Source organism: Streptosporangium sp. NPDC020145 (assembly GCF_040631275.1).
In the GTDB taxonomy this organism is placed as follows: domain Bacteria; phylum Actinomycetota; class Actinomycetes; order Streptosporangiales; family Streptosporangiaceae; genus Streptosporangium.
The window spans coordinates 67,488-81,977 of record NZ_JBEXZT010000011.1 but is presented as its reverse complement, the minus strand read 5'-3'; the positions used below and the strand labels follow the sequence as shown (position 1 = coordinate 81,977).

Annotated in this window: 14 protein-coding genes; 2 read left to right on the top strand and 12 right to left on the bottom strand. The window is 71.5% G+C overall.

Annotation, left to right across the window (positions count from 1 at the left end; genetic code table 11):
* The 8 genes from ABZ463_RS21400 to ABZ463_RS21365 are packed head-to-tail and all read right to left on the bottom strand — an operon-like array spanning position 1 to position 7,899.
* Positions 1–846: a hypothetical protein gene (locus ABZ463_RS21400; RefSeq protein WP_362778227.1), complete on the bottom strand. Its 846-nt coding sequence runs from the start codon at positions 844–846 to the stop codon at positions 1–3.
* A 2-nt stretch (positions 847–848) separates the two neighbouring features.
* Complete coding sequence (locus ABZ463_RS21395) at positions 849–1,829, bottom strand: acetamidase/formamidase family protein (RefSeq protein ID WP_362778224.1); 981 nt, start codon at positions 1,827–1,829, stop codon at positions 849–851.
* Positions 1,822–2,652: a carbon-nitrogen hydrolase family protein gene (locus tag ABZ463_RS21390; RefSeq protein ID WP_362778222.1), complete on the bottom strand. Its 831-nt coding sequence runs from the start codon at positions 2,650–2,652 to the stop codon at positions 1,822–1,824. Before ABZ463_RS21390 ends, ABZ463_RS21395 begins: the two co-directional genes overlap by 8 nt.
* A gap of 37 nt (positions 2,653–2,689) precedes the next feature.
* Entirely contained in the window at positions 2,690–3,493 is an 804-nt protein-coding gene (locus ABZ463_RS21385) for an ABC transporter ATP-binding protein (RefSeq protein ID WP_362778220.1), read from the bottom strand.
* A complete protein-coding gene (locus ABZ463_RS21380) occupies positions 3,490–4,434 on the bottom strand; it encodes an ABC transporter ATP-binding protein (RefSeq protein ID WP_362778218.1) in 945 nt (314 codons plus the stop codon). The genes ABZ463_RS21385 and ABZ463_RS21380 overlap by 4 nt, the downstream gene beginning before the upstream one ends.
* Entirely contained in the window at positions 4,431–5,291 is an 861-nt protein-coding gene (locus tag ABZ463_RS21375; protein ID WP_362778215.1) for an ABC transporter permease, read from the bottom strand. Before ABZ463_RS21375 ends, ABZ463_RS21380 begins: the two co-directional genes overlap by 4 nt.
* Positions 5,288–6,250, bottom strand: coding sequence for an ABC transporter permease (locus ABZ463_RS21370; RefSeq protein ID WP_352015280.1), 963 nt, complete (start codon positions 6,248–6,250; stop codon positions 5,288–5,290). Before ABZ463_RS21370 ends, ABZ463_RS21375 begins: the two co-directional genes overlap by 4 nt.
* Entirely contained in the window at positions 6,250–7,899 is a 1,650-nt protein-coding gene (locus ABZ463_RS21365) for a peptide ABC transporter substrate-binding protein (protein WP_362778211.1), read from the bottom strand. Before ABZ463_RS21365 ends, ABZ463_RS21370 begins: the two co-directional genes overlap by 1 nt.
* Before the next feature lie 223 nt (positions 7,900–8,122).
* Between ABZ463_RS21365 and ABZ463_RS21360 the strand changes: the two genes are divergently transcribed.
* Positions 8,123–8,812 (top strand): GntR family transcriptional regulator, encoded by a 690-nt coding sequence (locus ABZ463_RS21360; protein WP_362778208.1) that lies wholly within the window; start codon positions 8,123–8,125, stop codon positions 8,810–8,812.
* Here the strand turns inward: ABZ463_RS21360 and ABZ463_RS21355 are convergent.
* Genes ABZ463_RS21355 through ABZ463_RS21345 form a run of 3 tightly spaced genes read right to left on the bottom strand, consistent with a single transcriptional unit; the run spans position 8,797 to position 11,121 of the window.
* Positions 8,797–9,447, bottom strand: coding sequence for a response regulator transcription factor (locus ABZ463_RS21355; RefSeq protein ID WP_352015277.1), 651 nt, complete (start codon positions 9,445–9,447; stop codon positions 8,797–8,799). The genes ABZ463_RS21360 and ABZ463_RS21355 overlap by 16 nt on opposite strands.
* Positions 9,438–10,520 carry a histidine kinase gene (locus tag ABZ463_RS21350; RefSeq protein ID WP_362778204.1) on the bottom strand — a complete coding sequence of 361 codons (1,083 nt, stop codon included), beginning with the start codon at positions 10,518–10,520 and terminating at the stop codon, positions 9,438–9,440. Before ABZ463_RS21350 ends, ABZ463_RS21355 begins: the two co-directional genes overlap by 10 nt.
* Entirely contained in the window at positions 10,504–11,121 is a 618-nt protein-coding gene (locus tag ABZ463_RS21345; protein WP_352015275.1) for a DedA family protein, read from the bottom strand. The genes ABZ463_RS21350 and ABZ463_RS21345 overlap by 17 nt, the downstream gene beginning before the upstream one ends.
* A gap of 150 nt (positions 11,122–11,271) precedes the next feature.
* On the opposite strand from ABZ463_RS21345, the gene ABZ463_RS21340 reads away from it, so the two are divergent.
* Positions 11,272–13,608 carry a M28 family peptidase gene (locus tag ABZ463_RS21340; RefSeq protein WP_362778201.1) on the top strand — a complete coding sequence of 779 codons (2,337 nt, stop codon included), beginning with the start codon at positions 11,272–11,274 and terminating at the stop codon, positions 13,606–13,608.
* Here ABZ463_RS21340 and ABZ463_RS21335 read toward each other — a convergent pair.
* On the bottom strand, positions 13,573–14,454 hold the full coding sequence (locus ABZ463_RS21335; RefSeq protein WP_362778198.1) for a LysR family transcriptional regulator: 882 nt from the start codon (positions 14,452–14,454) through the stop codon (positions 13,573–13,575). The two genes, ABZ463_RS21340 and ABZ463_RS21335, sit on opposite strands and share 36 nt — an antisense overlap.
* Positions 14,455–14,490: the final 36 nt, after the last annotated feature.

Genomic DNA, 14,490 nt, shown 5'->3' with positions numbered 1-14,490 from the left:
TCAGCGGCTCGGGGCGCGGGCGTCGGCGGTCAGGACATGGGTGAAGAAGTCCTTCACCTGGCCGAACAGGGAGGGGCCGTGGTGCCCGACACCGGGAACCACGTCATACCGTACGGCCAGGCCGTGCCGTTCGAGGCTGTGCTTCAGGGCGAGCATCCGCCGGGTGCGGGGAACTCCCTCGTCGTTCACCCCCGGAATCCACGCCGGATGCCCGGTGCGGACACGGATGGCCCTGGTCTGGGTGTCCTCGGCGCCGATCAGCAGGTGGACGGCCGTCTCGCGCAGCGCGGCGGGGTCGACCCGCCTGCCCAGTGTCTCCAGGGTGCCACCGATCCCCGCGGGCCAGGGCAGGCTCTCGTCGAGCAGCGTGACCGCCCCCGGCGCCCCGATCGTCACCGCGCGCACCCGCTCCGGGTGCAGGTAGAGGAACCGGTGGGCGAAGTGGCCGCCTCCGGAGAAACCGAACAGCAGGAAACGCCGGCTGTCGACACGGTAGGTGCCGGTGACCTCCTCGACCATGGCGAGCAGGATCAGGTCGAAGCGGATGTCGCCGTGTCTGAGGTACTTGTAGCCGTCGAACTCGCCGGGGTCCGGGATGCCGACCGGGAAGAGGGGGACAAGCACGATGCAGTCGTTGGCCTCGGCGAAGTCGGCGAAGGCGTCCCGGTAGGTCTGGACGTCCCGCTCGGTCCCGTGGACCAGGACCGCCAGGGAGTAGACCTTGCCCGGGTCGGCGCCGTAGTCCTCGGGGACGTGCAGACAGTAGGAGAAGCGCTGGTCGTACTGGGAGGCGTACATCGGTGTGCGGCCGATGTCGTAGATGGAGAGGGCGCGTGGTCGGTGCATGTTCACTCGTCTCGGGACGACGGTTCCGGTGGGGAGGTGGGCAGTGAGTATCGCGGAACCGCCACGTGGACGGACGACCAGCCCCCGTGGACGCACTGGTTCACGGTGACCTCGGCGACCGCTCCGAGCAGGTGGTGGGCCTCGGCGGGGCGGTAGCCGTACTCGGCGGTCAGCCTGCGGTGGAGCTCGCGCATCGCCGCCCGCAGGTTGGCGGTGACGTCGGTCCCGTGGGCGCATCCGACGGTGCCGATGTGCCGGGGGCCGTCGAGGTGGGGAGTGCCCATCGCGGTCCCCGCCCCGGGGAGCAGGTCCACGGTCACGGTGACGTCGGCGTTGGTCTCCAGCGCGGTGCCGGTGATCTCCGCGTCCCCCATGAGGGCGTGCACGTCCCCGAGGGACAGCAATCCGCCCGGTACCTCGACCGGCACGACGAGCACGCTGCCCGTCCGCAGCGCCTGGCAGTCCATGTTGCCACCGCACCGGGGGTGGGACAGCAGCGAGGGGAAGGCCTCTCCAGAGGGCGCGAGACCGAGTGAGCCGACCATCGGGCGCGTCGGAAGGACGAGCGGGCCGAGCGAGGTCGGGAACGACACGGTGTCGCCGTCGATAGGGCAGACACGGGTGTCGCCGAGCGGCGCGTCCAGTTCGTCGTCACGGTGGATCAGGGTCACCGCGTACGGCGCGACCGTGCCCAGCCGGATGTCGCGGACCGTGACGGCCAGGGCGTCGCCGGGCCGCGCGCCACGGATCGCGACCGGACCGGCGACGGGGTTGAAGGCGCCGATCAGGTCGAGAAGGTCGGATTCGGCGGGGAAACGCTGGTCGGTGGAGACGACCTGGTTGGAGAAGCAGTCGAGGGTCTCGAAGACCAGCGTGGCGCCGTCGCCGACCTCGACCACCGGGGTGAGGGCCTGGTCGTAGGAGAAATGGTGCAGGTTCCTCGGCACCCGCACCGCCGTGGGACCGGTCGTGAGGTCAGTCATCGGCCCGCTCCCGTGCCACCGGCCGGTCGTACACGGCGGGGGCCGTCTCGTTCGGCGCGTTCAGCGCGGCACGTGCCCGGCCGAGCGTGGCGGGGTCGAGGTCCACGGTGACGAACTCCGTCCCCTCCTCGGCGCGGGCCAGGACCCGGCCCCAGGGGTCGACCGCCATGGACTGGCCGAAGGCCGCGAAACCGTCGTCCCCAACCCCCTCCTGAGCCGGAGCCAGGACGTAGCAGAGGTTCTCGATCGCCCGGGCGCGCAGCAGCGGCTCCCAGTGCGCGGCACCGGTGAGGGCGGAGAAGTTGGACGGCACGCACAACACGTCGGCACCGGAGCGCGCCAGCGAACGGTACAGCTCGGGGAAACGCAGGTCGTAGCAGATCGACAGGCCGAAGGAGAGCCCCCGGTAGGCCACGGTCACCAGACGGTCGCCGGGGGTGGTGTACTCGCCCTCGTCCTCGGTCACCTCGGCCGTCGCCAGCCGGAACAGGTGGACCTTGCGGTACTCGGCCACGATCCGGCCCGTCGGTCCGACGAAGACCGCGGCGTTGTACGGCCTGGCCTCCTCACCGGAGGCCAGCCACATTCCGCCGACCAGTACGGCCAGCCCGCGCGCCGCCGCCACGGAGCGCAGACGTGACAGCGTCGGGCCGTCACGCTCCTCGACGAGGCCGGGTGACGGCGCGCCCCGGTAGGCGCACGCCTCGGGCAACAGGAGCAGTTCCGCCCCCGCGTCCGCGGCGCGGTCGAGTGTGGCGGCCATCCGGTCGAGGTTGGCGTCCCTGTCGGGCCCGGAGGACATCTGGGCCAGGGCGACTCGCATGGGTCTCCGTTCTTCGGTTCGGGGGTTTTTCGGGTGCTCAGCCACGGTCGAGGGCCGGGGTGGCCGCGAGCAGCGCGCGGGTGTAGGGGTGGGCGGGCTCCCGCGTCACCTGCGAGGCAGGCCCCTGCTCCACGATCCGGCCGTCGTGCATCACCGCGACGTGGTCGGCGACGTGTACGGCGGTGGCCAGGTCGTGGGTTATGAGCAGGACACCGAGCTCCCGGCTCTCCCGCAGGTCGTCGAGCAGCTTGAGCACGCTGGCCCGTACCGAGACGTCCAGCATGGAGACCGGCTCGTCGGCGATGAGATAGTCGGGGTCGAGGACGAGACCGCCGGCGATGGCGACACGCTGGCGCTGCCCGCCGGACAGCTCGAACGGGCGGCGGTCAAGGAAGGACTCGACCGGGGTGAGGCCGACCGCGGTCAGCGCGGCCCGGACCCGTTCCTCCCGCTCCGCCCTGGGCACCCCGTGCACGGCCAGCCCTTCGGCGACGATGTCCCTGACCCGCTGGCGGGGGCTGAGGGACTCGTAGGGATCCTGGAAGATCATCTGGACGCGGCGGCGGAAGGCCTTGAGGTCCCGGCCGCGTAGCGTGGCGACGTCCACGCCGTCCACGCTCACCCGGCCCTCGGTGAGGTCCTGCACCCGGGCCATGCACCGGGCGAGTGTGCTCTTGCCCGACCCCGACTCCCCGACCAGCGCCACGACGCTGCCCTTGGCCAATGAGAGCCGTACTCCGTCGACCGCGAACGAGCCCTGTGACGGGTGGCGCAGCAGCACGTCGGCCAGCGGCCTGCGGCCGCCGTACCTGACACGGACGTCCTCGGCGACCAGGCTCATGCGTCCACCTCCACCAGGTGACAGGCGCAGGAACGGCCGCCGCCCAGGTCCCGTGGCGGCGGGGGGCTCTCCGCGCACCGGTCGAGTGAACTCGTGCAGCGCGGTTGGAAGGCACAGCCGGTCAGCGGCAGGTCGAGCCGGGGCGGCACGCCGGGGATCGAGGTCAGCGGGCGCCGCGCGGTCAGGTCGGGGGTGGCCTCGACCAGGCGCCGGGTGTACGGGTGGAGTGGCCTGCGCACGAGGTCGGCGCAGGCCGCGTGTTCCACGACGGAGCCGGCGTACATGACGGCGGCCCGGTCGCAGATGCGCGGGACCAGGGCGAGGTCGTGGGTGACGAGCACCACGGCGAGCCCGAGCGAGTCGCTCAGCTCCCGCAGCAGGGCGACGATCTGGTCCTGCACGATCACGTCGAGCGCCGTGGTCGGCTCGTCGGCCAGCAGGACCTTCGGCTCGCAGGCCAGCGCGAGGGCGATGACGGCCCGCTGCCGTTGGCCGCCGGACAGCTCGTGCGGGTAGCGGGAGGCGACGCCCTCGGGCAGGCCGACCCGTTCGAGCACCTCAAGGGCGCGCAGCCTGCCCTCCCGCCTGCCGCCGCCGTGGATGCGGACGGCCTCGGCGATCTGGGCGCCGACCCGGCGCACCGGGTTGAGCGCGTTCATGGCGCCCTGGAAGACCATCGCGATGTCGGTCCAGCGATGTGGCCGCATCGAGGCCTCACCACCGGCCAGGATGTCCTCGCCGTTGAGCAGCACCTGGCCGGAGACGACGGTCCCGGCGGGCAGCAGCCCCATCATGGCCAGCATTGTGGTGGTTTTGCCGCACCCGGACTCGCCGACGAGCGCCAGCCGTTCCCCCGGTTCGAGGTCGAGGCTGACCGACCGTACGGCACGCGCGCCCGAGGGGAATCCGACGACCAGGTCACGCACGCTGAGCAGGCTCATCGGGGCACCACCTTGAAGTACTCGCGGGCCAGGTGCGCGACCCTGAGCCGGGGGTTGAGCGTGTCCTCGATCGACTGGGACACCCAGTAACAGCACATGACGACGAGTGAGACGGCGACGCCTGGCGGGGCGAAGGCCCACCAGGCCCCCTGCGTCATCGCCGTCCGCTGGAACGCGAAACGGATCATGGTTCCCCAGGTGACGGTTTCCGGGTCGCCGAGCCCGAGGAAGGTCAGCGCGGTCTCGGTGAAGATCGCCAGGGCGATGGTGAGCGCGGCCATCGCGCTCAGCAGCGGCGCGAGCTGCGGCAGGAGGTGGCGGCCGATCACCCTCAGGTGGCTCGCGCCCAGTCCGCGGATCCGCTGGACGTAAGGACGGTTCCTGAGGGAGGAGGTCTCGGCCCGCACCACCCTGGCCGTCGAGGTCCACAGCAGCAGCGCGATCACCACGACGAGATGGCCGATGCTGCTGCCCCACACGGCCGCGATGACGATGCCGAGCGGCAGGGCGGGAATCACGATGGCGTAGTCGGTGATCCGCATGAGCAGCGTGTCGACCCAGCCGCCGAAGTACCCCGCGGTCACCCCGACGCAGCCGCCGACCAGCACGGCGACCAGGGCCGCGGCGGCGCCGATGAACAGCGTCGGCCGCGTGCCGTACAGCAGGAGGCTGAGCACGTCGTGGCCGCCGTCGTCGAGCCCGAGCGGGTGCGCGGGGCCGGGCGGGGCGAAGACCGCTCCGACCTGCCGCCCCGGATCGTACGGCGCCAGCCACCCGGCCAGCAGGGCGGCCAGTGTCAGCAGGACGAGGACGGCGACGCCGACGACGGCCCGTGGGTTGGCGCGCAGGAGTCTCATCGGGCCACCCTCGGGTCGAGCCGGACGTAGAGCAGGTCGGCCAGCAGGTTGAGCGTGACCACCGAGACGGTGAGCACGAGGAACACCCCCTGGAGCATCGGATAGTCGCGTTGCACCACCGCCTCGTACATCGCCCGGCCGACGCCGGGCCAGGAGAAGACCGTCTCCACGAGGATCGACCCGCCGATGAGGCTGCCGAGGGAGAGGGCGACGAGTGTGATGACGGGCAGCATCGCGTTCGGCAGCACGTGCCTGGCCAACGTGCGCATCGGACCGGCGCCGAGCGCCCTGGCGGTCAGCACGTGATCGTCACCCAGGGTCTCCAGCATGGAGGAGCGCACCACGAGCGTGTACTGCCCGAAGACGATGAGCGCGATGGTCAGCGCGGGCAGGACCATGTGGGCGGCCACGTCGGCGAGCTGTTCGCCCCAGGTCGGGTCGACCAGGAACTCGTCGCGCATGCCCTGCGCGGGCAGGTCGGAGCCCAGCAGCAGGATGAGCAGCAGCCCCAGGAAGTGGGTCGGGACCGAGTAGAAGGCGATGGCGGTGTTGGTGCTGAGCCTGTCGACCCAGCCGCCCCGGTACCACGCGGCGAGCGCGCCGCTGACCAGGCCGAGCGCGAGCGCCAGGAGCAGGCCGATCGTGATGAGCGGCAGCGTGTTGGCGAAGGCCTCCGCCAGGCGGCCGGCGACCGGTTCCTGGGTGGCGAAGGAGACGCCCAGGTCTCCGTGGGCCAGACGGCCGAGATAGATCCAGTACTGGTCCCAGAGCGGCTGGTCGAGGCCGAACTGCCTGCGCAGCGCCGCGCTCAGCTCCGGCGAACCGCCCGGAACGCGGGACAGGTTCGCCACGGCGTCCCCGGGCAGCACGCGGAACAGGAGGAAGTTCAGCGTCACCACCACGTAGATGGTCACCAGGGTCGTCAGCAGACGCCTGATCAGGTGGCCGGTGCGTGACATCAGGAGGCGGCCGTCGCCGACAGCAGGACGTAACGGGACTGCGAGTCGAGGATGCCGAGCGGCGAGTCGCCGAACCCGCCCCACTTCTTGCTGTGTCCCTCCACGACGTCGTCGTAGTGGGTGACGATGTACGGCCGGGCCTCGTAGACCATCTTCTGCATCCGCCAGACGAGCTTCCTGCGCTCGGCGTCGTCCACGGTGCTCGCCTGCTGGTCGTACAGCTTGTCGTAGTCCTTGTCGCAGTAGGCGGTGTCGTTCCAGCTGCCCCACTGCCCGCAGGTCATGCCGTTGAGCAGGAAGTCGGGGTCGCGCTGCGCGATCCAGCCCCACTGGGCCAGGGTGAACTGCTCGTACTTCTTGTCGGGCCCGGTCAGCTGGTCGAAGGCGGTGGCGTTGTCGGCCTGCCTGGGCTTGAGCTGCACGCCGATCTTCCTGAAGTCCTCGCTGACGATCTGCAGCGCCCGCTCACCCTCGCCGCCCTCGACGTCCGGGATGATCACCTCGTACGACATGGGTTTGCCGTCGGCGACCCGGACGCCGTCGGGGCCGGGACGGTGGCCCGCCTCGTCGAGCAGCGCAGCCGCCCTGGTCAGGTCGAAGTCCAGGGGGCTGACCGAGGGGTCGTACCAGTCTCCGCTGGCCGGAGGCACGATGGAGCTGCCCGGTGTGCCGTACCCGAGGTAGGCCACCTCGATGATCCGCTTGCGGTCGACGGCGTGCTCGAACGCCTCGCGTACCTTCGGGTCGCGCAGTTCGGGGTGGGCCTTCTGGTTCGGGCTCTGGTTGATGATGAGGTCGTGGAAGCGGAAGCCCGCCCTGCGTGACACCGTGAAGCCCGCCTGCTCGACCGGCTTGACCGCGGTGATCGGCAGTGGTGCCGCGTAGTCGATCTGGCCGGTCTTGAGGGCGTTGACCATGGCGTCGGGGCTGCTGAAGAACTGCAGGCCGAAACCGCCGGGCTTGGGGCGGTCGCCGTACCAGTTGGGGTTGGGCTCCATCAGCGCGATCTGGTCCTTGGCGTACTTGCTCAGCCGGAACGGCCCGCCCGCGACCAGCGGCGCGGGGTTGGGGGTCTGCTTGAGCTGCATCCCGTCGCCGGTCGCGTACTTCTCCCACACGTGGGCCGGGAGCACGGGGACCTTCACCAGGCGGCCGAGCACGTTGGCGGTCGGCTTCTCATAGGTGATCACGACCCGATCGGGCGTGGGGGCCGAGGCGCTCTTGACGTTCTTGACCGAGGCGGCCTCCGAGGCGGTCGGCCCCTCGCGGTACCTCACGATGGTGTTGACGGTGAAGGCCACGTCGGCGGCGGTGAGAGGGGTGCCGTCCGACCACTTCGCGCCGGGGCGCAGGTCGAAGGTCCAGGTGAGCTTGTCCTCGCTGGAGGTCCACGCCTTCGCCAGGTCGCCCTCGAAGGAGCCGGAACCGGTGTACTGGACAAGAAACGGGTAGTTGTAGCGGAAGATCATCGCGCAGGTCGTGCCGATGGACGCGAACGGATTGGTCGAGTTGCAGGTGAACGTCGTGCCGATCCGCAACACGGCGCCGCTCTTGCCCGCGGCCCGCGTCCCGGCGTCCGAGCCGCCGGAACATCCTGCGGCCAGCAGGCCTACCAGCGTCAACGCGGTGAGCTTAGTCTGGGGTTTCACCGTCTTGCCTTCCTTCCCTGTCACCCGCGAAACCTGCTCGTCACGCCGCGTTCCTGGCGTGGGCCGGGCTCGCCCCGACGGTGGGCCATGTCGGCCGTGGGAGATCACCGGGGCTCGTTCTGGGGGATGGGCATGCAGTATATCGGTCGTCCTTTTTCTGACAAGGGCCTGCTTTCAGGGACAAGTGCTCGCCGGAGGGAGGGGTAGCCGATATATTGCTGTTGTGCCCCTGCCCCAAGTGAAGTCAGCCCGGCGCTACACGAGCGCCCAGCAGTTCGCCTACGAGGAGCTGCGCGCCTGGATCCTCAACGGGGTCCTGCAGCCGGACGAGACCGTGCGTGACGTCGAGATCGCGGAGTTCCTCGGGGTCAGCCGGACCCCCGTCCGGGAGGCCCTCATCCGGCTCGGCCAGGAAGGGCTCGTCGAGGCCAGTGCCAGCCGCATGACCCGGGTCGCCTCCCTGCCCCTCGACCGGGCCTCACACCTGTTCCAGGTCGGCGCGACCCTCGACGCGCTGGCCGCCGAGTTGGCCGCGCCGCACATGACGGAGTCCGACCTGCACCTCATGCGGGGGCTGTTGGACACGCTGAACCAGACCACCGCCCCCGACCGGCTGAGCGCGCTCGACGAGGAGTTCCACCGCGTCTACTACCGCAGGGCGGCCAACCCGGTCCTGATCGAGACACTCGATTCCATCGACGAACAGCTCCGCCGGATAGAGCGCCATATCTGGGGCTACGTCCGGGTGCACGAGGAGGCATACGAGGAGCACCGCGCCCTGCTGGAAGCACTCGGTGCGGGAGACGCCGCGGGGGCCGCCGCCGCGGCGCGGCACAACTGGCACCGCTCCTGGCAGCGCATCGACGAGTTGCTCAAACCCGCGTCGGCCGAGGCCGCTCAGGAGCCGAGATAGCGCAGCACGGCCAGGACCCGTCGGCTGTAACCGGTGGTGTGTGACAGCTCAAGCTTGTCGAACAGGGCGTTGACGTGCTTCTCGACCGCGCTCTGCGACACGTGCAGCGTCTGCGCGATCGAGGCGTTGGTCAGCCCCTGCGCCATCAGCTCGACCACCTGCCGCTCCCGGGCGGTCAGCCGGGTCAGCGGGTCGGCGTGGCTGGTGCGGGCGAGCAACTGCCGTACCACCTCGGGGTCGAAGGCCGTCCCCCCGGCTCCGACCCGGTCGAGTGCCTCAAGGAAGTCGCTCACCTGGGCCACCCGGTCCTTGAGCAGGTAGCCGACCCCGGAGATGTCGCCGCTCATCAGCTCGGTCGCGTACTTCTTCTCCACGTACTGCGACAGCACCAGCACCCTGACGTCCGGCCGGAGCCGCCTGATCTCCAGGGCCGCGCGCAGGCCCTCGTCGGTGTGCGTCGGCGGCATCCGGACGTCGGCCACCACCACGTCGAGCTCCGCTCCGGCCTCCGAGACGGCCTCGACCAGGGCCTCGCCGTCGCCCACGGCGGCGAGCACCTCGTGCCCCTCCTCGGCCAGCAGCCGGACCAGGCCCTCCCTGAGCAGGGTCGAGTCCTCGGCCAGGATCACCCGCATGGCAGCTCCGCCGTGATCACGGTCGGCCCGCCGTCCGGGCTGGTCACGGTGAGACGGCCGTCGAGCGCGGCCACCCGGCCCGCCAGCCCGGACAGACCGTCCCCCGTCGCGTCGGCGCCACCGGCGCCGTTGTCCTCCACACGCACGAGGACCATCGTGCCCTGTTCGCGGACCTCGACGGTGACCAGGTCCGCCCCCGAGTGCTTGTCGGCGTTGGTCACCGCCTCGCTGACCACGAAGTAGGCCGCCGTCTCGACCGTCCTGGGCAGCCGTTCCGGCGGCGCTCCGACGACCTTGACCGGGACCCCGGCACGTTCGGCGACCCCGGCCAGCGCCTCGGCGAACCCCAGCGAGTCGAGTGCCGAAGGATAGACCCGCCAGGCCACCTCGCGAAGCTCGGTCAGCGCCTGCTGGGCCTGCTCGTGCAGCTGTTCGAGCAGCTCGGGCCGTCCCCTGCGGGCCCGTCCGGCCAGCATCGACAGCGCGACCAGCCGCTGCTGCACCCCGTCGTGCAGGTCACGTTCGATCCTGCGCCGCTCGGAGTCGACCGCCGCCAGCGCCCCCGCCCTGCTCTCGGTCAGCTCGGTGATCCTGCGCCGCAGCGCCTCGGTCGGGTCGGGGGCGAGCATCCGTACGGCCAGCCGCCGTTCGAGCACGTCCGCCCCCACCAGGCCGGACAGGTGCAGGAAGAGCAGGAAGACCCCTGCCAGGCCGATGTAGGCGATCAGCGGCGGGGCCGGCGGCATGCCGTCGAACGGCAGGCCCCTTCCCCACGTCCAGGCCAGGACGGCGGCCGTGACCGTGCCGTACCCGAGCAGGAGGACCACCAGGCCGCCGAGCACGCCGACCGGCACCCTCGCCGCGAGGTAGCCCAACTCACCCCCGCCCTGGGGGGAGAGGTCGAGACCGAGCCGCCGGACTTCGAGCGCGGCCAGCCGCCGGGCCGCCGCCCGCGCCCAGGGGCGCCCCGCGAACGGCAGCGCCACCAGGACGAAGACCAGGCCGAGCAGGGCGGTGAACGCGCCGAGGGTCACCGCCCCGAGCAGCCGCAGCCCCCTAACGACGGCTCGCATGCCGCCCCTTGTACCGTTCGTTCAGCCTGAGGCCCACGAAGACGACCACGGCCAGCGCGACCACGGCGATCACCACGTTGGTGCCCACGCCGACGTAGGCCTCGACCAGGGACCAGTTCTCCCCGAGGAGGTAGCCGGCCAGCACGAAGATGGTGTTCCAGATGAGGCTGCCCGCGGCGGTCAGCGCCGTGAAGACACCCAGCGGCATGCGTTCGACCCCGGCCGGGATCGAGATCATGCTGCGGAAGATCGGGATCATCCTGCCGAAGAACACGGTCTTGCGGCCGTGCTTGAGGAACCACGCCTCGGTCTTGTCGATGTCGGAGACCTTCAGCAGCGGAATGCGGGCGGCCAGGGCCAGGGTGCGTTCACGGCCGAGCAGCGCGCCGATCCAGTACAGCGCCAGCGCGCCGACCACCGAGCCCGTCGTGGTCCACAGCAGTACGGCCGGCAGACTCATCTCCCCCTGGGAGGAGGCGAAGCCCGCCAGCGGCAGGATCACCTCGCTCGGGATGGGAGGAAAGAGGTTCTCCATCGCCACCGCGAACCCGGCCCCCGGGGCGCCGAGGCTTTCCATCAGTGCTACCAGCCAATCCGTCATGCCCAGAAGGTTACGAAGGTCGGGATATGGTCACCATGAGGTTCGTGACCGTTTCCGGTTGTGGAAAACCACACCTGTGGAAAACCACAGCGAGGTTCGGGCAGGCGCCTCATGTCGCGGAGCCGTCGGCCGTACCTATCGTCGCCGACCGTGTTCAAGAAGATGTTCAAGAAGACGGCGTTCGCGGGGCCGGCGGCCCTCGTCGTCCTGGTGGCGGTGGTCGTGCTGTCCGCGATGGCCGACAGCACCATGCAGCCCCTGCCCGCCTCCGCCCCCGCCGGGGAGTTCAGCGCGCGGCGCGCCCTGGACCACCTGAGGGAGTTCGCCGCCGAGCCACGGCCCATCGGAAGTCCGGCGGGTGACCGGGCCAGGGACTACCTGGTGGGACGGCTGCGGGCCGAGGGTCTCCAGGTCGAGGTGCAGCGGGCCGTCGGAGCCCGCCCGGCCTCCGGGCTGGCGACGTTCGGCCAGGTCGACAACATCGTGGGCAGGCTTCCCGGGACCGACCCGACGGGTACGGTGCTCATCGCCGCCCACTACGACTCGGCGGCGATGGGCCCCGGCGCCTCCGACGACGGCGCGGCGGTGGCCGCGATGATCGAGACGGTCAGGGCACTGCGCACGGGAACCGGTCTCCGCAATGACGTCGTGCTGCTGATGTCGGACGGTGAGGAGGACGGCGTTCTCGGCGCCGAGGCGTTCGTCAGGCGGCATCCGCTCGGCCGTGCGGGCGGGGTGCTGCTGAACTGGGAGGCCAGGGGAGTGCGCGGCCCCTCACTGATGTTCGAGACCTCACGGAACAACGCCCGGCTGGTCGAGACGTTCGCCGACGCCGTCCCCGCCCCGCGCGGTGACTCCTCCATGGTCGAGATGTACCGGCTGCTGCCCAACAACACCGACTTCACCCCGCTGACCGGGGCCGGGTTCACCGGCATGAACTTCGCCTACATCAGGGGCTCCTCGCTCTACCACACCGCGGCGGACTCCGTCGCGAACCTCGACCCCGGCAGCCTGCAGCACCACGGCTCCACCATGCTGGCGCTGACCCGCGCCCTGGGCGGCGCCGACCTGCGGACGCTGACCTCCGACCACGACGTCACCTACTTCCGCGCCCTCGGCGTCATGATCACCTACCCGGGCACGGCCGTCCCGCCCCTGGCGGCGCTGGCCGTACTGGCGGTCGCGGGCCTGGTGGTCCTCGGCCGGGTACGGCGGCTGCTCACCCTTCCCAGACTGGCGGTCGCGACGGTCTCGGCGGTCCTGCCGCTGCTCGCCTCGGTCGCCATGGCCCAGGGGCTGTGGGAACTGCTGGTCGGCCTGCGGCCCGAGTACGACACGATGGGCGGACTTCTACATCGCCCGCAGGCCTTCGAGGCGGCGATCGCGGTCATGTCCGCGCTGGCGGTGCTCTGCTGGTACCTGCCGCTGCGCCGCAGGCTCGGCCCGGCCGCGCTGTCGGCGGCCGTGCTGGTCTGGACGGCCGGGCTGGGCGCGCTGTGCGCCTGGTTCGCCCCGGGAGCGGCCTTCCTGTTCACCCTGCCCGCGCTGCTGGGCGCGCTCGGCGCGCTGGCGGCGTCCGTGACCGGAGCGCCGGCCTGGGTACGGGCGGTCGCGACGACACTGGGACCGGTCACGGCCGCCGCGGTGCTGCCCTCCCTGGCCTGGAACGCCTTCGACGGGATGGGCCTGGCGCTCGGCGGGGTGGGCGCCCTGGTGCTGGCGCTGTTCTGGCTGGGCGTCGCGCCGCTCGTCGAACTGTTCCAGCCCGGCCCCGCCGTACTCCCGAGGCGTGTGCCGGTGACGGCGGCCGTCCTGGCCGTCTGCCTGGTCGGCGCGGGGCTGGCCGTGGACGGGTTCGACGCCGAGCGGCCACGCCGTACGCACCTGGCCTACGTCATGGACGCCGACACCCGCGTCGCGCACTGGGCCAGCGCGGACCCCGAACCCGCCGGGTGGACCAGGCGGTACGTCTCGGCGCGTGCCGTTGACGGGCTGCCGCCCGGCTACGCGCGGGGGTCGCTGTGGACGGGCCCCGCCCCGGCGATCAGGGCCGACGGCCCGAGGGTCGTCGTGTCCTCCTACGACGGCGGCACACTCACGATGCGCGTGACAGCGGGCCGGGGAGCCCGTTCGGTGACGCTGCGGCTGGACCGGCCGATCACCTGGGCGGGTGTGTCCGCGGGCCGGTTCGGCCAGGCGGGCGTCCAGGTCACCGGTACGCGCACCGGCACCTGGCCGGGTGAGATCCGCTTCCGCGGCATCCCCTCCCAGGGGGTCAGGGTCACCGTACGGCTGTCGCCCGCCGAGCGGGTCCGTGTCATCGCGATCTCCGAGAGCGACGGCCTGTCCGCGGTGCCCGGCTTCGTGCCCCGGCCCCCGGGACTGGTCGCGGCGACCAGGGAGGACGGTGACCTCGTCGCGGTCACCCGGGGGTACACGCTGCGCCGCGGCTCACACGGCGAGGGCGTCGCCGAGGGCGCGCAGTGAGGCGGTCTCGTTGTCGCGGTGCCGGACGAACGTCAGTGCGGAGTCCGGCAGGCCGGTGACGGGGACGAAGGCGATGTCGGGGCGGCCGTGGTAGCGGGCGCTCGGCGCGCAGAGCAGCATCGCCCCCCGGCCGGCGGCGATCAGCGTCAGCGCCTCCTGCAGGGTGCTGACCCCGGGCCCCCGGGGCACGGGCCTGCCGCCGGGGGTGACGGCGGGCACCTGCAGGTCGCGCCAGTAGCGCGGGGCGGGTTCCGCGATGTCGACGAGCACGCAGTCGGCGAGTTCCTCGGCGGAGACCGACTCCCGGCCCGCGAAGGGGTGGCGGCCGGAGACCACCAGGGTCATCGGCTCCTTGGAGAAGAGCGGCCCCGCGACCAGGTCGGGCTCCCTGACCGGGGCCGGGACGACGGCCCCGTCGACCTCGCCCCGGCGCACGCCGCCGAACGGGTCGGCCAACGGGTACTCCACGGTCTCGACCTCGCAGGCGGGGTGCCGGTCCTCGAAGGCCCTGATCGCCGTCATGACCTGCTCGTTCAGGAAGCCGGAGAAGCCGATCCGCACGATCCCCTCGACGCCGCGCGCCCCGGTCCTGGCGCGCTCGACGCTCTGCCGCAGGGCGTCGTAGGCCGGACGCAGGTCCGTCAGGAAACGCTCGCCGAGCGGGGTGAGCCGTACCCGGCGGCTGGTGCGTTCGAGGAGGCGGGCGCCGATCCTGCGCTCCAGCGAACGCAGGAGCTGGCTGACCCGTCCCTGGGAGACGCGCAGCCGTTCCGCGGCGTGCCCGAAGTGCAGCTCCTCACTCAGCGTGAGGAAGCACTCAAGCTCTCTCATCTCCAGCTCAGGCACCGCGCGTCCCCAAATCGATTAGCCCGGTTAATGTAA